The organism is Halomonas sp. 111 (assembly GCF_052379685.1).
In the GTDB taxonomy this organism is placed as follows: Bacteria; Pseudomonadota; Gammaproteobacteria; order Pseudomonadales; family Halomonadaceae; genus Vreelandella; species Vreelandella citrativorans.
Map to the genome: position 1 here is coordinate 68768 of NZ_JBQSYV010000014.1, position 19588 is coordinate 88355.

At 56.1% G+C, this 19588-nt stretch carries 14 protein-coding genes; 8 read left to right on the forward strand and 6 right to left on the reverse strand.

The features are described from left to right. The first annotated feature begins 50 nt into the window (after positions 1-50). Together ACT3T7_RS11865 and rapA are read left to right on the forward strand one after the other, a co-directional pair. Positions 51-854: a TlpA disulfide reductase family protein gene (locus ACT3T7_RS11865; RefSeq protein ID WP_172117734.1), complete on the forward strand. Its 804-nt coding sequence runs from the start codon at positions 51-53 to the stop codon at positions 852-854. Between the two features lie 115 nt (positions 855-969). Then, entirely contained in the window at positions 970-3915 is a 2946-nt protein-coding gene (gene rapA, locus ACT3T7_RS11870; RefSeq protein ID WP_444631141.1) for an RNA polymerase-associated protein RapA, read from the forward strand. A gap of 4 nt (positions 3916-3919) precedes the next feature. Here rapA and ACT3T7_RS11875 read toward each other — a convergent pair whose 3' ends face one another. Continuing rightward, a complete protein-coding gene (locus ACT3T7_RS11875) occupies positions 3920-4831 on the reverse strand; it encodes a TIGR01777 family oxidoreductase (protein ID WP_444631142.1) in 912 nt (303 codons plus the stop codon). A 477-nt stretch (positions 4832-5308) separates the two neighbouring features. On the opposite strand from ACT3T7_RS11875, the gene ACT3T7_RS11880 reads away from it, so the two are divergent. Both ACT3T7_RS11880 and phrB read left to right on the forward strand, forming a co-directional pair. After that, the gene (locus ACT3T7_RS11880; RefSeq protein ID WP_444631143.1) at positions 5309-6229 is read left to right on the forward strand and encodes a MerR family transcriptional regulator; all 921 of its coding nucleotides are present in this window, start codon (positions 5309-5311) and stop codon (positions 6227-6229) included. Positions 6230-6331: 102 nt separating this feature from the next. Next, the gene (phrB, locus tag ACT3T7_RS11885; RefSeq protein ID WP_444631144.1) at positions 6332-7756 is read left to right on the forward strand and encodes a deoxyribodipyrimidine photo-lyase; all 1425 of its coding nucleotides are present in this window, start codon (positions 6332-6334) and stop codon (positions 7754-7756) included. Here phrB and ACT3T7_RS11890 read toward each other — a convergent pair. Further along, the gene (locus tag ACT3T7_RS11890) at positions 7753-9591 is read right to left on the reverse strand and encodes a putative bifunctional diguanylate cyclase/phosphodiesterase (RefSeq protein ID WP_444631145.1); all 1839 of its coding nucleotides are present in this window, start codon (positions 9589-9591) and stop codon (positions 7753-7755) included. The genes phrB and ACT3T7_RS11890 overlap by 4 nt on opposite strands. A gap of 374 nt (positions 9592-9965) precedes the next feature. Here ACT3T7_RS11890 and fabA point away from each other — a divergent pair, with 374 nt between their 5' ends. Continuing rightward, positions 9966-10481, forward strand: a complete 516-nt coding sequence (gene fabA, locus ACT3T7_RS11895; RefSeq protein WP_172117740.1) for a 3-hydroxyacyl-[acyl-carrier-protein] dehydratase FabA — start codon at positions 9966-9968, stop codon at positions 10479-10481. A gap of 12 nt (positions 10482-10493) precedes the next feature. Further along, positions 10494-11711 carry a beta-ketoacyl-ACP synthase I gene (fabB, locus tag ACT3T7_RS11900; RefSeq protein ID WP_444631146.1) on the forward strand — a complete coding sequence of 406 codons (1218 nt, stop codon included), beginning with the start codon at positions 10494-10496 and terminating at the stop codon, positions 11709-11711. A 116-nt stretch (positions 11712-11827) separates the two neighbouring features. On the opposite strand, the gene ACT3T7_RS11905 is transcribed toward fabB, so the two are convergent. The 4 genes from ACT3T7_RS11905 to ACT3T7_RS11920 form a co-directional block, all read right to left on the reverse strand. Continuing rightward, positions 11828-12571, reverse strand: a complete 744-nt coding sequence (locus ACT3T7_RS11905; RefSeq protein WP_172117742.1) for a lysophospholipid acyltransferase family protein — start codon at positions 12569-12571, stop codon at positions 11828-11830. Then, entirely contained in the window at positions 12568-13458 is an 891-nt protein-coding gene (locus ACT3T7_RS11910; protein WP_444631147.1) for a sugar nucleotide-binding protein, read from the reverse strand. The genes ACT3T7_RS11905 and ACT3T7_RS11910 overlap by 4 nt, the downstream gene beginning before the upstream one ends. 51 nt (positions 13459-13509) lie before the next feature. Next, the gene (locus ACT3T7_RS11915; protein ID WP_444631148.1) at positions 13510-14181 is read right to left on the reverse strand and encodes a single-stranded DNA-binding protein; all 672 of its coding nucleotides are present in this window, start codon (positions 14179-14181) and stop codon (positions 13510-13512) included. 102 nt (positions 14182-14283) lie between these two features. After that, entirely contained in the window at positions 14284-15660 is a 1377-nt protein-coding gene (locus ACT3T7_RS11920; RefSeq protein ID WP_444631149.1) for an MFS transporter, read from the reverse strand. Between the two features lie 169 nt (positions 15661-15829). Between ACT3T7_RS11920 and uvrA the strand changes: the two genes are divergently transcribed. Continuing rightward, positions 15830-18673, forward strand: a complete 2844-nt coding sequence (gene uvrA, locus ACT3T7_RS11925) for an excinuclease ABC subunit UvrA (protein WP_172117746.1) — start codon at positions 15830-15832, stop codon at positions 18671-18673. A gap of 171 nt (positions 18674-18844) precedes the next feature. Then, positions 18845-19588 carry a Crp/Fnr family transcriptional regulator gene (locus ACT3T7_RS11930; protein WP_087109021.1) on the forward strand — a complete coding sequence of 248 codons (744 nt, stop codon included), beginning with the start codon at positions 18845-18847 and terminating at the stop codon, positions 19586-19588.

A 19588-nucleotide genomic window follows, 5' to 3' on the forward strand; every position in this document is an offset into this window, starting at 1 on the left:
TTCAACTCACGTGGTATGGTCTCGTAGTGTACCTGCTTATCGGAAAGACCATGAATGCCATTGCCCTTGGGCCGCTATTGATTTCATTACCCAGGTTATACGCCATCGGCTGTGCGCTGCTGGTGTTACTGTCGGCGCGTTACTTACTGCGCCTACCACCGCCACTGTTAAATCGCTGGTTCACCGGACTAATCCTTGCCTGGTTAATCGGGGCGCGTATCGCGCACATTACGCTTCACCTGGAGAGCTATAGTGCCAATCCGCTTGATGCACTTAAAGTCTGGCAACCGGGATACCACGGCATCGGCGGATTATTGACCGGCTTGCTATGGTCCGCTTGGACGCTTCGCAAGCGGCTTTCAGCGTTACTTGGGAGCACCGTCATTCTGCTCTGCGCCTCGGGTCTATGGCTTATGCTGGTATCCCTGTCGCCCTTGGGTAGCGCATCTGCCGTCAGCCAATTACCCGAAATCCACCTGGAAAACGTGGACGGCGCCGATGTGTACCTGCCCGACCTGGCAGACGGCAGCGACCGGGTGATTGTTAACCTCTGGGCCACCTGGTGCCCACCCTGCCGACGCGAAATGCCATTACTCGAAGAGGCTGCCCAGCGCGAAGGCGTAAGCGTCGCGGTCGTTAACCAAGGGGAAGATTTGTTGCCTATCGTGCGTTATTTGGACGCAGAAGGGTTGGATTTTACCCATGCACTGCGCGACCCAGGCCAAACGCTGATGGCCCTGTTTGAAGCGCCCGGGCTACCCACTACAGTGCTTTTTGATGGCCAGGGCACTACCTTGGATATCCACGTTGGCGAGCTTACCCGTGCCCATCTTGAACACTGGTTGGAAGATTGACGCCGATACACCTTAATCCCCCGGCGCCTTTGCGTTAGAATCCCCCGCCCTACCGCTGCTGATGGCGTGCCCTCGGCAGCGTATGACCCGTTTTTGTAGACTTCCCCGAGGCATCATGAGCGATTTTTCACCCGGCCAGCGCTGGATTAGCGACGGCGAAGCCGAGCTTGGGCTTGGCACCGTGCTTAACTGCGACTTCCGTAGCGTTACCATCTTGTTCAGTGCCAGCCAGGAAACCCGAACCTATAACACGCGCCAGGCGCCGTTGACCCGCGTGATGTTCGGCAGCGGCGATCGGGTACTGTCGGCCGATGGCTGGCAGATGATCGTTGATGGCAGCAAAGAGTCTCACGGCCTGATTACCTATATCGGTGAGGACAGCGAAGGCACGCCGCGCGAACTTCCCGAAGCCAAGCTGGCTGACACCATGCAGTTTGATCAGGCACGTGATCGCCTGCTGACAGGCCAGGTAGACCGCAACGACTGGTTTGATCTGCGCTTTCGGACGCTGCACCATCACCAGCGCATCGAGCAGCACAACGCCCTGGGCTTTGCCGGGCCGCGCATCGATTTGATTCCGCACCAGCTGTATATCGCCGACGAAGTTGCTCGCCGTCATGCACCGCGCGTGCTTCTGGCGGATGAAGTAGGCCTGGGGAAAACCATTGAAGCCGGACTGATTCTGCACCGCCTGCTGCTGACCGGCCGTATTGAGCGGGCGCTTATCTTGGTGCCCGACAGCCTGACCCACCAGTGGCTGGTGGAGCTTCTGCGCCGCTTCTCGCTGAATGTCAGCCTGCTTGATGAGCATCAAAGCCAGGCCCATGGCAGCGCCAACCCGTTTGAGAGCGCCCAGCTAGTGCTGGCAAGCCAAGGCTGGCTGTTTGCCAACATTCATCGCCAGGACCAGGCGCTGGCCAGCCGTTTTGACCTGCTGATTGTCGATGAAGCTCACCACCTGGACTGGAGCGCCGAGGGCAGCGGCCCAGGTTATCAATGTGTTGAGCAGCTCGCTGCTGAAATTCCTGGCCTGCTGCTGTTAACGGCCACACCTGAGCAAATGGGTATTGAAAGCCACTTTGCCCGCCTACGCCTGCTGGACGCCGAACGCTATCACGACCTGGAGCGCTTCAAAGACGAAGAGCGCCACTACACCGCTGTCGCCAGCGCCATTGACGCTTTAGATGAACTGCCTGCCACGCCGGACGCCCGCGCCCGAATAGATGCCGTCGCCGACGACCGCGACAGCCAGGCGCTGCTGGCAACGCTGTGTAATGCGGAAGCCAGCACAGAGCAGCACGATGCGGCCCGTCATCAACTGCGTGACGCCTTGCTTGACCGCCATGGCACGGGGCGGGTGATGTTCCGCAATAGCCGCCGTCATGTTGGCGGCTTTCCCGAGCGTCGCCTGCACCTCTCCTCGCTTGAGCTACCCTCCGCGTATCGCCGCGTGCTGCGCCGCCTGGAGCGTGATGACGACTACCTCGACGAGCTGCTGATCGAAACCGGCATGGATCACCCGGATGTCTTGATCTACCCGGATGCCATGTACCGTGAGCTGCGCAACGACCCGCTCAACGGTGAAGCCTGGTGGCATATCGACCCACGGGTTAACTGGCTGCTGGATAAGCTCAGCGACGATAGCGAAACAGGCTTTGCCAATGACAAAGTATTGGTCATTGCCCACCACCGTGAAACCGCCGAGGGGCTTGCTGAAGGGCTGCGCGTGCTGGGCGGCTATCAGGCGCCGGTCTTCCATGAAGGGCTTTCGCTGGTTGAGCGTGACCGCGCCGCCGCCGCGTTTGCCGATGAAGAAGAAGGCGTACAGGTACTCATTTGCTCGGAAATTGGCTCTGAAGGTCGTAACTTCCAGTTCTGCCGCCATTTGGTCATGTTCGATATGCCCCAGCATCCTGACCAACTGGAGCAGCGCATTGGCCGTCTGGACCGTATCGGCCAGAAGCACGCCATTGAGCTACACGTGCCCAGCTTTATTGGCAGCCCCGGCGAGCGCCTGCTGCGCTGGTATAACGAAGGCATGGACGCGTTCAGCGCGCCCCACGGCATCGGTAGCGACCTGTACGAGGCCTTTGGCGATGCACTTGCCGATGCGCTTCTCGACGATGAAACGCTGGACGAAATCATCGTTGAAACACGGGAAATGTTTACCGCCAAGCTGGCCGAACGTGATGCCGGGCGCAACCGATTGCTGGAGCTTAACGCCTGTAGGCCAGCACGCGCCCAAGAGGTGATTAGCGCTGTACGTGAGTTGGATGAAGATACCACACTCCCACGTTATGTAGAGCGCGCACTGGACGTATTTGGCGTGGATAGCCAGGAGATCGGCAAAGGGCTTCTTCACTTGCAGCCCAGCCAGCATATGCTGGACGGACTGCCTGGCCTGGTGAAAGGCGAAGAGGGCTTTACTGCGACCTATAGCCGTGCCCAGGCGCTTGCGCGAGATGATATTCAACGCCTTTCGTGGGAGCATCCGCTGCTGCGCGAAATGATGGAGCGTATTCTGGACGGCACCATGGGCAACACGGCCCTGGCACTGCTGCGTCACACGGCCATCCCCAGTGGGCGGCTAATGGCAGAGCTTGTCTTCCGCACCCACTGTCCGGCGCCGAAGTCACTGCACCTTAACCGCTTCTTGCCGCCCACCGCCGTACGCGTTCTGCTGGATGAATCAGGTGCCAACCTGACCAGCAAAATCTCGTTCACGGGGCTTGGCAAAAACCTGCAAAAGGTCAATAAATCGCTAGCGCGGGATTTAATTAAAAGCCGCCACGATCAGTTGCGTGAGCTGCTTATTCAGGGTGAAGGCGAGGCAGAACGTGAGCTGCCCAGTATTGTAGAGGCCGCTGAAACGCGCATGCGCGCCCAATTGGATGCTGAGCTTGCCCGCCTAACAGCGCTAGCCGAGCATAACCCCTCGGTACGCGCTGAAGAGCTGGATGCCCTGAAGCAGGAGCGCCAGGCGCTGAGCGAGGCGATAGAAAATACTCGCCTGCGGCTGGACTCCGTTCGGGTCGTGATTACCGTTGACCCCAACGCCTAAGCGCTCAATCTCGGCTTAATATCTCTGCCAGCGCCTTATCGAGTGTCGGGTACTGAAACTCAAACCCCGCCTCGATAAGGCGCGCCGGGCGCATGTCAGCCCCGGTTAGCAGCAGCCGAGACATTTCCCCCAGGCCTGCTTTTAAGACAAAGGCAGGCACGGGGAGTATGGCCGGGCGGTTAAGCCGTTTGGCTAGCGTTTTGGAAAATTCGGCATTAGTGGTGGGATGCGGTGCACTGCCGTTAAAGGCGCCATTAAGGTCCTCTTTTTCCAGCAGGAACACAATCGCATCCACCAGATCCTCGCGATGAATCCAGGGCATATACTGCTCACCGCTGCCAAAACGTCCGCCTAGCCCTAGCTTAAACGGCGGCAGCATTTTCTGGAGTGCTCCACCTCCTGCATCCAGCACCAGCCCCGTTCGCAGAAGCGCCAAACGTACGCCGAGCGCTTCAACAGGCTTTGCGGCCGCCTCCCACTTAACGCATAGCCGGTGGGCAAATTCATCGTGCGCGGTAGTGTCTTCGGTAACGACACGCCTACCTTGATCACCGTAATAGCCCATGGCCGAGCCACTTACCACAACCTTGGGCACGGGCTGCCCATTGGCCTGAAGCTCTTCACATAGCGTAACGAGCTGGTGAGTCATGTGGGTGCGTGACTGAATAAGCGTCTCTTTCTGCGCATCACTCCACCGTTTAACAGCAATCGGCTCACCGGCGAGGTTAACGATTGCCTCGGGCGGCGCCGCTAAAAAATCAAGCACGCTGGCGCAAATATCGCACTCGCGAGGCAGCCGCTTACGCGCTTTCTGCGGGTCTCTTGATACCACTTGTACGGTATGTCCTTGGCCTTGCAGCTTTTCGCAAAGGCGTTTTCCGACAAAACCGCTGCCTCCGGTGACTAATATACGCATGGTGTTGCTCCTGTTGTGACGCCGCGCAAATACGCGCTAGCCACGCGCTTGCTTCTTCCCCAGGCATAGCAGGCCATTCCCAGCACGGCAAACACTCAGGTTGGCTTACTACTCACTAATGTAGCGTTAAGTACACTACCTATACACTAACCGCACCTAAACATTCTCAAGGATAGCTTTGGTAGTATCTATGTAGAAGTTGATAGCAATATAACCCTTGGCTATAGAAGCATAACAAGTCGGCCACCCCTGTAACATCACACACTTAGGCCCGAATTGACGTTTCACCAAGACCTCCTGTACAGACAAAGGTTGTACCTGATAGCGACAAGTTGTACAAAGAGAGCTACGATAGCGCGTTATTTCTTATGTTTATTCCAAACGACACAACATGGATTGTGAATCATTTCTGCCCCAGAGAACGCAAATAGCCTTTTGTATCCTGCGGCTTCAGACAACCAAGAGGCACAGGCGCCCATGAGCATCAAGGCGACCCACCCACCCGACACCCCGCTCTATCCGATCCGGGAAGTCTCCCGTTTAACGGGTGTGAATTCGGTCACCCTGCGCGCCTGGGAGCGTCGCTACGGCTTGATTCGCCCTAAACGTACACCTAAAGGGCATCGCTTATACGCCCAGGATGATATCACCCGCATTGAACGTATTTTGCAGTGGCTCAACCGAGGCGTTCCCGTTAGCCAAGTCGTTGACCTGCTTGACCAGCCAGAAACGGTAGAAGCCCCCGCGCCCAACGCCGGCGATTGGATTAGCCAGCGTCAGCAACTGCAGTTGGCGATAGAAGCGCTCGACTTACCCAGGCTTGAGACGCTTTATTATCAGAGTCTGGCCCTGTACCCGCTAAGCACAGCAGTTAGCGAGCTCTGGCAGCCGGTCATCCTGGCACTGGAAGCCAAGTGGACGATTCAGCCAGACATTTTGGCACGACGGACACTTGAAGCCTTTTTACGTAGTCAAGTGGGCACACGCCTTCATTACGCGAACCAGGCCACGCGTGGGCCTTTACTGCTGCTGGCTGCCATGCCCGACGATCAAGGCCCTCTATGGGTATTGATCGTCGCCTTGATGGCCAGCGAGCAGGGTTACCGTATACAGATGTTTGATCACACGCTGCCTCTTGAAGCATTGCCCCAAGCGGTGACTCGGCTACATGCCTCAATGGTGCTGCTAGCGAGCGGCCAGCGAGAAAGCGATAGCTATATTCATACGGCGCTACCCAATGCAGCCGAGGCGCTTAGCGTTCCACTGGGTATCTGCGGTGAAGTCGCCCGGCTGCGTGATAGCGAGCTGCGTGATAGCCCCGTGCATACGCTAGGTGATGAGCTCCCCCAAGCCATTGCACGCCTGCGCCCACTGCTACGTGAGTCTGGCGTTTTATAGACCATTTAACCCCTTGTGCCAGCGATGGGCTTTAAATGTCGTTAGATGAATGGCCGCACGGAGATGGTTTTTGAAATGGTTTTTCACCGCGCCGAAGGCAACATGGACGTTCAATTAGTTTGGTTACGTAGCGATCTGCGCATTCATGACAACACAGCCTTGGCCGCTGCAGCGACTAAAGGCCCGGTGATTGCCGTCTTTCTTCGCAGCGTGGCCCAGTGGCAATCCCACGACCATGGTGCTAACAAGATCGACTTTTGGGCGCGCGGTGTAGCGGCCGTTAAAGATGCCCTTAACGGGCTTAACATTCCTCTCTTGCACCGCGACATCGGGCACTATCGAGAGGCGCCCAAGGCGCTCCTCGACATTGCCCGCGAGCATTCGGTTAAACAGCTGCACTTTAACTACCAATACCCGTTAAACGAACAGCAGCGCGATAACGCGGTGTTGGGCGCCTTTAAAGAAGCCGGTATTACCGCTCATGGATATCATGACAGCGTGGCGTTCGCGCCCGGCACGCTGCTAACCGGCAAAGGCGACTATTACGGTGTTTTTACACCTTTTTCCAAGGCCTGGCATAAGCAGATCAGTGCTGAACAGCTGGCTTTACGCGATACGCCAGAACCTCAACAGCGCTTACCGATTAAAAGCGATACATTACCAGGTCTCTCCAGGCTCGATGACACACCGGTCGATCATCAACAATGGCCTGCTGGAGCGGAAATAGCAGGCGATTACCTGGCACGGTTTTTACGTTTTCGTGGCCGCCACTACCGCCAGCAACGCGACATTCCAAGTGTATGCGGCACCAGCGAGCTTTCACCTTACCTCGCACTGGGGATGATATCGCACCGCCAGTGCATGCAAGCGGTGATGAGCGAGAACAGCGGACACTTGGCCGATGGCGATGCCGGGCTTACCACATGGGTCAACGAGCTTATCTGGCGCGAGTTTTATCAGCACGTTGCGGTAGGCTTTCCTGAGCTATGCCGCCATCAACCGTTCCAGAAGCATACCCAACAGCTTGCCTGGCGCGATGATGACGCAGGTTTTAACGCCTGGTGCGAAGGGCGTACAGGCTACCCGCTGGTGGATGCCGCGATGCGCCAGTTGGTCGCCACGGGATGGATGCATAACCGACTACGCATGGTGACAGCGATGTTTTTGAGCAAGCATTTGCTGATCGATTGGCGACGCGGCGAGGCGTTTTTTATGCGCCACCTGGTAGACGGTGAGTTTTGCGCTAATAACGGTGGCTGGCAATGGGCGGCGTCAACAGGCACCGACTCGGCACCTTATTTTCGAATCTTTAACCCTACCACCCAATCCAAACGCTTTGACCCAGACGGGGAGTTTATTGCTCGCTGGCTCCCTGAGCTTGGCACATTGCCGGCTAGGGCACGTCATGCGCCGCCGCACGATATGCTTACCCAATTGGATTACCCTGAGCCCATCGTTGAGCATAAGGCAGCTCGTCAGCGGGCGTTAGATGCCTTTAAAGCCCTTTCCAAGTCGCCAGGCGGCTAGACCGCGGCCGCTGCAAGGAGTGGCGGTGCCCAGCGCTGTTCCAGCTCAGCGGCAGGCAACGGCCTGGCGAAATAGAAGCCTTGCACGATAGTGCAGCCCGCATCCACCAGAAACAGGCACTGCTCCAGGGTTTCGACCCCTTCGGCGACGACGTCAAGCCCCATACCTTCGGCCATCGCGAGCACCGCCTTGACGATAGCGGCGTCCGCTTTGCTATTGGGCAATTCTCGGATAAACGCACGATCCAGCTTGATTTTATCGACCGGCAGCCGCTTAAGATAACCAAGCGACGAGTAGCCGGTTCCGAAGTCATCGATGGCAATGGCGTAGCCCTGATCACTTAAGGCTTTTAATCGAGGCCCCATATCGCCTGCACGTTCATCCAGCAGCACCGATTCGGTTAGCTCCAAACCAATCTGTGAAGGTTTCAGCTGGTAGCGTTTTAAGCACGTGTTTAGCTGCGTTTCCAAATCGCCCTGAAAGAGCTGCAGCGCAGAAATATTGATCCAGATGGTCAACCCTGACATGCCGCTGTGTTGCCAATGGGCCTGCTGGGCGCAAGCCTTTTCAATTACCCAGCTTCCCAGTTCTGCCATTAACCCATGGCGTTCGGCCAAGGGGATAAAATCGCCCGGTGAAATCATGCCATCCAAGGGATGGCGCCAGCGTAATAGCGCCTCCATCCCCAACAACTCACCGGTGCCGGGGTGGTGCTGGGTTTGGTAATGTAGCTCGAGTTGATCGCCAGATATCAGCGCAGCACGCAGGTCACTGACCAGAGCAAGCTGTGGGTTATCCTGCTTATCCAGCGCCGGGCGAAAACGCAGGCTATGGTTACGGCCTAATCGTTTGGCACTATAAAGTGCCGACTCCAAACGCTGAAAAAGCACCCCCGAATCACGCCCATCTTCTGGAGCACGGCAGCTGCCAATGGTAACGCCCAAACGCAGCAGGTGATCACTCACTTCAAAAGGCCGACACATATGCTCACGCAGTGATGCAATCCATGGGTCGTGATCATCAAACGTAGTGGTACGGATAACCATGAATTCATCACCGCCCAAACGCCCGACCACGCTACCCGCGACATAGCCTGCAAGCCGCTGGGCAAAACACGCCAGCAGGCGGTCGCCTTGCTCGACTCCCAGGCTGTCGTTAACCGACTTCAAACCATCGATATCGATCAGAGCAATATCTAAACTCTCGCCTGCGCGTAAATGGCGCAAGCGAGATGTCATTAAGTCGTGCAGGCGGCGACGGTTGGGCAAGCCGGTGAGTGGGTCTTCGTATCCAATGCGCCGCAAATCATGTTCGCGGGCTTTTTGCGCTGAGATATCAGTGAACAAGCTAATAAAGTGGCTAATATTGCCCTGTTTATCGGTAACCGCGCGTACTTTTAACCATTCAGGATACTCATCGCCGTGTTTGCGGCGATTCCACATTTCCCCTTCCCAGCGTCCCGTCGCTTTTAGCGTGCTCCAAAAGTTTTGATAAAACACTTTATCGTGACGAGGAGCGGCCAGTGTTTCCAGCTTGCGGCCCACTATTTCCTGGCTGTTATAGCCGGTAATTTCTGTAAAGGCTGGATTAACGGCCATGATCCGATTATCGGCATCACAGACCACTATCGCATCGCTTGCCAGGTTAATTGCGCTTTGGGACAGTTGATAACGCTGGCGCTGCTGACGCACTTGGCGCCACACATCCCACACCCCAAAAATAACCAGGCTCGCAGCTACCATGCGTAACATCGCATCGGTTAACCAGATACAAGCTGGCAGCGCCGCTAATGCTACCCAAACCAACGGTCGATTAAGAGAAATTGGTAGCCACATGGCGGTTCGCTATATCCTGTCACTAAAAACTAACACTAATTAAATAAACATAATTTTCTAGCAGCATACCCATCTTGCCCTGGAGCAAAGGCTTGAATAACGCATATAACGTTAATAAGCCGTTTATCCAGGCCAACTTACTGATGCCGATGGGGCGTAAAAGCTTACCTTAAAACCTCTATTACTTAATAAAAAAACGTTCGATGTACGCGATAGGTAGTGACTTACGTGCATTCGTCTGTTTCGGGAAGTAGACTAGCTAGACCTTGCGGGCCGTGTCTCGACACTGCATTTCCGTGCTATGCTCCGGTGCTACGCCTCAGCTATAGGTGCCGCACGCGGCCAACAATCATTTTGAAACTCGGAACGATTCAGTGACCAAGCAACATTCCTTTGATCGCGAAGAACTGCTGGCCTGCTCACGCGGCGAGCTATTTGGACCCGGTAACGCGCAGCTTCCGGCTCCCAACATGCTAATGCTCGACCGTATCGCACACATTCATGAAGAAGGCGGTGAGTACGGCAAAGGCGAGCTGATCGCCGAGCTGGATATCTCTCCTGACCTGTGGTTTTTTGACTGCCACTTTCCAGGTGATCCGGTGATGCCCGGCTGCCTGGGCCTGGATGCCATGTGGCAGTTAGTGGGTTTCTACCTGGGGTGGCTGGGTCACCCAGGGCGCGGACGCGCACTTGGCTGTGGCGAGGTAAAATTCAGTGGCCAGATCATGCCAGATGCGAAAAAAGTAACTTACCGCATTAATATAAAGCGTATTATTACCCGTCGACTTATTTTGGGCATTGCTGACGGCACCGTTTCCGTCGACGGACGCGATATATACCAGGCTAATGATTTACGCGTTGGCCTATTCACCTCTACTGCGAATTTCTAACAGGAGGCTCCCATGCGACGAGTGGTAGTCACCGGCCTTGGCATTGTGTCGTGCTTAGGCAACGACCAGCAACAGGTCTTGGACGCTCTCCAAAACGGGCGCAGCGGTATTCGTTTTAAGGAAGAGTACGCTGAACGTGGCTTTCGTAGCCATGTCGCGGGCAGTGTCGATATCGATCTGGATACCCTTATCGACCGTAAACTGCGCCGCTTTATGGGCGATGCTGCAGCGTATGCCTATGTATCCATGGCTCAGGCCATTGAAGACTCAGGACTTTCCGAAGAACAGGTTTCCAACGAACGTACCGGCCTTATTGCAGGCTCCGGCGGCGCTTCTAGTGCTAATCAGGTCGAAGCGGCTGACGCCATGCGTGAGAAAGGCTTGCGCCGCGTTGGCCCTTACCGCGTTACCCGCACAATGGGCAGCACGGTCTCAGCCTGTTTAGCAACTCCGTTTAAAATCAAAGGCGTAAACTACTCAATCTCATCTGCCTGTGCCACCTCGGCACACTGTATCGGCAGCGCGATGGAGCAGATTCAGCTCGGCAAGCAGGACGTGGTTTTTGCCGGCGGCGGTGAAGAGGAGCACTGGACCCTCTCGTGCCTGTTTGATGCCATGGGAGCGCTCTCTACCCATTACAACGATACGCCTGAAAAAGCCTCGCGCCCCTACGACCAAGCGCGCGATGGCTTTGTTATCGCTGGCGGCGGCGGCATGCTGGTATTAGAAGAGCTGGAGCATGCCAAGGCCCGCGGCGCTAAAATATATGGCGAGCTGGTAGGCTATGGCGCCACCTCTGACGGCCATGACATGGTCGCTCCTTCCGGCGAAGGCGCGGTGCGCTGCATGCATCAGGCGATGGCGACCGTGGAAGGCGATATTGACTACATCAATACTCACGGCACCTCAACGCCTGTTGGCGATGTAGCTGAGCTAAAAGCGGTACGTGCCGTGTTTGGCAACTCCACGCCTGCGATGAGCTCAACCAAGTCGCTGACGGGCCACTCTCTGGGCGCTACCGGTGTTCAGGAAGCCATCTACTCACTGCTGATGATGCAACACAACTTTGTTGCGGCCTCTGCCAATGTTGAACACCTCGACGAGCAGGCAGACGGCTTTGATATTGTGACAACACGGCGTGACGATGTGGCGCTTGAACGCATCCTATCGAATAGCTTTGGTTTTGGCGGCACTAATGCCTGCCTGGTCTTCCAGCGCTATAACGGCTGAGCAATGCCTTAATGGCTGATGAGCTGTAGCAGTAATAAAACGGCGCCTTATCAAGGCGCCGTTTTTGCTGTTAGCATTTGTCGCTATTCATGCCGAGCTACCCGCCCTTTATCGGCTCAAGGTCTTTGGCTAGTCGACGGGCGCGGCACTTCAGAAATCTCCTGCAACTGCGCCTCTATCCAGGCTTCAACGTCGGCCAGTACCTCATCAGGTGTGCGCCCTTCGGTCTCAATTGGCGGACCAATGCGTACCCGCAGCACCCCAGGCTGCTTCACCCAGTGGCGCCCAGGCCAGCGTTCGCCTGCGTTATGTGCGATTGGTAGCACCGGCACACCCGCGCGGCAAGCCACCACGCTGCCGCTCTTGTTATAGCGCTTACGCACACCGGGGTCGACTCGCGTGCCTTCCGGGAAAATCAGCACTGAAAGACCCGTTCCTAGCCGTTCCACACCTTGCGTCAGCACCTGTTTCAAGGCACGCGCGGGCTTGGAACGGTCCAGGCTAATCGGTTTTAGCAGGCGCAATCCCCAGCCAAAAATCGGGATATGCAGAAGCTCTTGCTTAAGCACCGTGCATACCGGCGGCTTCATGACTTGAAGAAAAACCGTTTCCCACTCGCACTGATGGTTCGCCTGAATCACACAAGGCCCATCCGGGATACGCTCGCGCCCCTGAATATCGTAGCGAACCCCACAGGCTAGTTGAAACCAGGCCACTAAAAAGTGGTTATACAGGTTCAACAGCCGGTAGCGGCCTGCCAACGGTAAAAAAGGGGCGATGGGTAGAAACAGCACGCCAATAATCAGCATGGCAAGAAAGTACCCGGCATAAAACACCAGGCTACGAACCACATTGGTCAAACGGACTCTCCTGTACTAGCGTCTTGCTGGCCATCACGCGTTAAACACCAGGCATCCAGCATACGCCCCACCTCTAACCGCCACGGCTTTTGATGTACACCAAAGACATCCAATACCCGGCGACAATTTAAAACACGCCGCAGTTTTGCATCGTGATGATGATTAAGGGCCGTGACTTCGCCAAGCTCAATTTGCTCACCACGGCCTTCCAGATGCGTTGCCAACTGAGTACGCACCATGGAGCTAAACGTAAACACACTGACAGGTTCAGTGCCTGCCAAATGGTAGGCCCCCCACGCGTTGGCGCCACACGCCTGCTGCTGAAGCATGCCTACCAGTGCCATAGCGACCGCATCGGCTGACGTTGGGCAACACACGACATCTTCTGCGGCCCGCACACTTTGCCCTGTCACCAGGCTATCCAGCATTTCATTCAACCAGGCGTGGCTACCTTCAAGCGCAAACAAGGGCCCCAGACGAATGATCAGATGGTGATGGTGCTCTGCCCGAATACGGTCCCCCGTGGCAACCAGGCGCCGCAAGCACTCATCACGCGGAGTAGGTACTACGTGCTCGTCGATAGGCTCATCAAAACCATCCTCATAGAGCTGGTCTGAAACACACCACACCAGCGGCACCGACTGCGCAAGACATGCCTCCAGGCAGCGGTCAACCGCGTCGGCATGTGCGCCTACCTCGGCGGGTGTCATGTTCAGCGGCTGCGCCAGCGCTGGAATAACCACCGCATCCGGGGCAATCTCGTGTAACTGCGCCGCCGTTATGGTGGTGTCCTGCTCAATCACCAGTTCCATATCCGCACGACGGCTTACTTCCCGGGCCAGTGCCAAACTTAAGCAGTGCCCGGAATTCAGTATTAGCAGTTTCAAGACAGACCCCTTCTATCAACGAACATAGCGTAATGGGCTTGATCAGCCGCTTTAGAACGGGATCTCGTCGTCGAAATCGTCAAAGCTGCCCGGATCAGGCGCGCCATAGTTGCTGTTCTGTTGGCCTTGCTGAGGGGCAGCATTTCCCTGGCGAGCGGGCTGGGGCGCAGGTTGGGGGCGAGGAGCCTGCTGACCACCCTGCTGAGGATTGCCCTGCCCTTGGTTGCCCGGGTTGTTATTGCCATACCCTTGGCCGCCAAAGTTATTGCCCTGTGGAGCACCACCTTGCTGGGGATATCCCCCTTGAGGCGCCGCGCCTTGAGCCATGCCGCCCTGGTTACCAGGGTAATTATTCTGCGGTGCACCGCCACCCTGGAAGTCACCGGAACGGCTATCCAGCATCTGCATATCGTTGGCAACGATTTCAGTGCTGTAACGATCCTGGCCGTTTTGATCCTGCCATTTACGGGTTTGCAAGCGCCCTTCGATATAGACCTTGGAGCCTTTTTTCAAATACTGCTGGGCAATTTCAGCCGTCTTATTAAACAGCACGATCCGGTGCCACTCAGTACGCTCCTGGCGCTGGCCGCTTTGGCGGTCCATCCACGTATCAGAGGTGGCCAGATTCAAGTTGGCCACTGCCGTACCGCTGGGCGTAAAGCGCATCTCAGGATCTTGCCCGAGGTTACCGATCAGAATCACTTTGTTGATACCGCGAGCCATAAGGCGCTCCTTCCATTGTGTTACGTATAGATAAACATCGACGCGATCATGCCTACACTGCCGATATCACTGATTATTGCCTGCGGCTGGCAGCCAGCCGCACTAGGATTTGGGGGGAATCAGCCTGGCCAGCGCCGCCCTATCAAGCTGCTGACGATTCACTTTTAAATAGACCAAATGTTCTTCGGGCACCACCATGACATCTTCGACGCCCACAACCTCTGCCAGCCGCTCCATCAATACATCCAGCGTATCTGGCAGCGCATCATTTAAGTCCACCACCTCGCTGGAGAGCGGCGGTGGTGAGGGCATTTTCCACATCGCAAGCCACCATAGCAGAGCCAGTGCCGCACAGCCGATAAAAACGGCATCAAGGCCCCACACATTCGCCAATAGTCCTCCCAGCGTACCGCCCAGAAAAGCCCCCAAAAACTGGCTTGTAGAGTACACGCCCATGGCGGTGCCTTTAGCGCCAGCGGGAGCAAGCTTACTGAGCATTGATGGCAGCGTCGCTTCCAGCAGATTAAAACCGGTAAAGAAAATAAACAGCCCAACAAACAGCCAGTGCCCATGAGAGAACGACGACCCAAGCCCGCCCAGGCTTACCGTAATGGCGCCAATAGCCAACAGGCATACGACTTTAATCTGCTGCTTTTTCTCGGCCACTATCATGAGCGGCACCATGGCAACAAATGAAAGCCCCATAATGCCCAGGTACGCCAAACCGTGATGCGCCAGCGGTATCCCGGCCTCCTGCAACCGAAAGGGCACCGCGACAAAAATAGCCATCAGCACCAGATGTAGTGTAAAAATCGACAGGTCCAGACGCCACAGGTCAGGGCGCATAATCACACTTTTAACCTGCTGACGATCCATCCCCACATCACGGTGGCGCAGCCGCCGAGGAGCGGGCGGCACCCAGCGCCACAGAACGACTAGCCCTAAAAGCGTTAGCAGCGCGGTAAACCAGAACACGCCGGAAAGCCCCGCCCATGAGGCAAGCCAAGGGCCCACGACCATGGCAATACCAAACGAGACGCCAATCGACAGTCCAATGGTCGCCATTGCCGCCGTACGCACCTGTTCGCGCGTTTGGTCGGCAAGCAGTGCCATGATGGCCGCCGCCACCGCACCACCACCCTGCAAGGCTCGCCCAATAATAACCCCACCGATGGAGTCGGCCATCGCGGCCACCACACTGCCTATGGCGAAAACAAGCAGCCCAAAGGCGATAACCCGTTTACGCCCAATGCGGTCTGACAGCCAACCAAACGGAATTTGCAGTATGGCCTGGGTAAGCCCATAAACACCTAATGCAAAGCCCACCAGCAAGGGTGTCGCCCCTTCAAGCGCGTCGGCATACAGCGCCAGCACCGGCAACACCATGAAAAGCCCCAACATACGAGACGCATAAAGCCCAGCCAAGCCGCTGATTGCACGACGCTCAGAGGCCATTAGCAGTGCGGAAACCTTGCGCATAATGCCCTTGTGTATGGTGGATAAGGTAATTTTCTCGGAGAACCCCCCATTCTAGCGGTTTGCAACCACGCTGGAAACGCCGTCCTGCGTTAACGGATAACAAAGCGTTTTTGCCGAGAGGGGGCGGCAAACGTATAATTACTTTTTTGCCGCGCGAGTCGAGGTGTTGATGGACAGCATTCTGGTCAGGGGTGCACGCACCCACAACCTCAAGCAGATCGATGTGGAACTGCCCCGCGACAAGCTGATTGTGATTACCGGCCTATCCGGTTCGGGAAAATCGTCGCTGGCGTTCGATACGCTGTATGCCGAAGGGCAGCGACGCTACGTAGAGTCGCTCTCTACCTATGCGCGCCAGTTCCTGTCGATGATGGAGAAACCCGATGTGGATCACATCGCGGGACTTTCGCCTGCAATCTCCATTGAGCAGAAATCCACCTCTCACAACCCGCGCTCAACCGTGGGTACCATCACCGAAATATACGACTATCTGCGCTTGCTGTTTGCCCGTGCGGGCACCCCGCGCTGCCCAGAACACGGCGAAGAGCTTGAAGCCCAAACCATTTCACAGATGGTCGACCAGGTAATGAATCTGGCCGAGGGCACCAAGCTGATGCTGTTGGCGCCTGTGGTTAAAGGCCGCAAGGGAGAACACTTGCAGCTGCTTGCCGAGCTTCGCGCTCAAGGGTTTGTGCGTGCGTTAATCGACGGTCAAGTGCTGGAGCTTGACGATATCGCACCGCTGGATAAACGTAAAAAGCACGATATCAGCGTTGTGGTTGATCGTTTCAAAGTGCGCGACGATATCGCCCAGCGCCTGGCAGAATCTTTTGAGACGGCCATCAATCTCGCCGATGGCACCGCCATGATTCATTTTATGGACGGTGAGCAGGAAGACATGGCGTTTTCATCACGCTTTGCCTGCCCGGTCTGCGGCTATTCGCTGTCAGAACTTGAACCTCGCATGTTCTCGTTCAACAACCCTGCGGGAGCCTGCCCGACCTGTGATGGTTTGGGCATACAGCAGTATTTCGACCCTGAAAAGCTGATTAGCCATCCTGAGCTCTCGTTAGCAGAAGGCGTCATTAAAGGCTGGGATCGGCGCAATATTTATTATTTCACTCAGTTACAAGCGCTCGCCAAGCACTATCAGTTTGAGCTGGAAACGCCCTGGAAAGATTTGGCGCGTCACGAACGTGACATCATTCTTAGCGGCAGCGGTGATGAACAGATTCCCTTTGCCTATGTAGGCGACCGGGGGCGCAAGGTCACTCGCGAGCATTCCTTTGAGGGTGTGCTGCCCAATATGCAGCGCCGTTATCGGGAAACCGAGTCCAACATGGTGCGCGAAGACCTGGCCAAGTACATCGCCCTGCAGCCCTGCGCCACGTGTCACGGTACGCGATTGCGCAAAGAGTCGCGTCATGTGTTTGTGGATGACCGTAATATCGCCGACGTAGTGCGCACACCAATTGGCGAGGCGCAGCGCTACTTTGCAACGCTTAGCCTGCCTGGCCGCAAAGGCGAAATTGCCGACAAAATTGTTCACGAGATCCAGGCCCGCCTGGAGTTTCTGGTAAACGTAGGGCTTGATTACCTGAATCTTGAGCGTAGCGCCGACACCCTTTCCGGCGGTGAAGCCCAGCGGATCCGCCTGGCAAGCCAGATTGGCGCGGGGTTGGTGGGCGTCATGTACATTCTTGATGAACCCTCCATTGGCTTGCACCAGCGCGACAACGACCGGCTATTGAAAACCCTGGAGCGCCTGCGCGACTTGGGCAACACCGTGATTGTGGTAGAGCATGACGAAGATGCCATTCGCGCCGCTGACCACGTATTGGACATTGGCCCAGGCGCCGGTGTGCACGGTGGCGAGATTGTCGCCCAGGGCACGCCTCAGGACGTTATGGACAACCCCAACTCGCTGACCGGCCAGTACTTAACCGGCACCCGCGAGATCAGCGTGCCGCCCTACCGCATTCCCGGCAATCCCGAAAAACAGCTGGTGCTACGCGGTGCCACTGGCAATAACCTGCAGGATGTAACGCTCAGCCTGCCACTGGGGCTGTTCATTGCAATTACCGGCGTATCCGGGTCGGGTAAATCCACACTGATTAACGGCACGCTAATGCCGATTGCCGCGCGGGAGCTTAATCGAGCAACAACCTTGACGGCGGCACCTTACGAAAAAATCGAAGGGCTCGATCAGCTTGATAAAGTGATCGATATTGATCAAAGCCCAATTGGCCGCACACCACGCTCCAACCCCGCCACCTATACCGGTATTTTCACACCTATCCGTGAGCTGTTTGCCGGTACCCAGGAAGCTCGCTCGCGTGGCTACAAGCCAGGCCGCTTTAGCTTCAACGTTAAGGGTGGCCGCTGCGAGGCATGCCAGGGCGAAGGCATGATCAAGGTCGAGATGCACTTTTTGCCGGATATCTACGTTCCCTGCGACGTTTGTAAAGGCAAGCGCTATAACCGCGAGACGCTGGATATCCACTACAAGGGTAAAACGATCCACGAAGTGTTGGAGATGACGGTTGAGGATGCACTTGAGTTCTTTAGCCCGGTACCGGCGATCGCGCGCCGCCTGCAAACGTTACTGGATGTAGGGCTTTCCTACATCCGCTTGGGCCAGAGCGCCACCACTCTTTCAGGTGGCGAGGCGCAGCGGGTCAAGCTGGCTCGTGAGCTTGCCAAACGTGACACCGGCAAGACGCTGTATATCCTGGATGAACCTACAACCGGACTTCACTTTGAAGATATTCGTCAGCTACTGACCGTATTGCATCGTTTGCGCGACCACGGCAATACCATCGTGGTCATCGAGCACAACCTGGATGTGATCAAGACGGCTGACTGGATTGTCGACCTGGGCCCGGAAGGCGGTTCCGGCGGCGGGCAAATCATCGCCGAAGGCACGCCGGAACAGATCGTCAAGCAGCACGCTTCACATACCGGACGCTTTCTCTCTCCGCTACTTGAACGCGGCAACCGCGCCGCTTCGTAATCGGGCGTTTCAGGGTGGGCATGCGCCCACCCCGAACGTGATTTTATGCCATAATTTAGCCGATTCGCCCCTGTATCAAGGTCATCGGGCAGTGCAGTGCGCGATTAATTGCTTATCGTCATTCGCCAAATAACTTGATATTTGTTAGGCAATACTCATGGAGATCAAGCTGTGAGCGAAGATCAAAGCTGCATTCTTCACCACTTCAGCCACTACTGCTCATTAAGCACGGCAGATAAAGCCCTGTTAGCATCCCTGGAAGAGAGCCCTACGGATATCACAGCGGGCTCACTACTATGGGAACTCGGTGATCCGGCTGGCGAATTTTGTACCTTGAAAAGTGGCTGGGCCTACTCCTATCGCCACCTTGAAAACGGTGATCGACAGATTCTGGAAATTTATTTGCCTGGCGATATTATTGGCCTGCGTGAGTTCGCGTTTTCGCAACGTCTGGAAAGTGTTCGCATGATTACCGATGGCGTAATATGCCATTTTCCGCACAAACGCCTGCTTGACGTGTTTCGTCAGTCGGTGCCACTAACCTCAGTGGTATTTGCGATCACCAGCCGTCACCAGGCACTGCTCACCGAACGATTAGTAACGCTTGCCCGACGCAGTGCTCGGCAAAAAACAGCGCACTTCCTGTACGAAATGTATTTGAGACTGCGCCAGACCAATCGCCATACCGACGGGCAGCTTCGACTCCCGCTCTCTCAAGAGCAGCTGGCTGACATTCTGGGCTTAAGCCCTGTACATGTTAGCCGCACCTTTAGCTTGCTGAGCGAAGAAGGCCTGGTATTTCGTGATCGTCACAACGTTACGATTCCTGACCTTCAAGCACTGGCGGCAGTCGGCGAGTTTGATGACTGTTATCTTAATGACGACGTTAGGCCATTATTCGAACTTTCTGCCTAG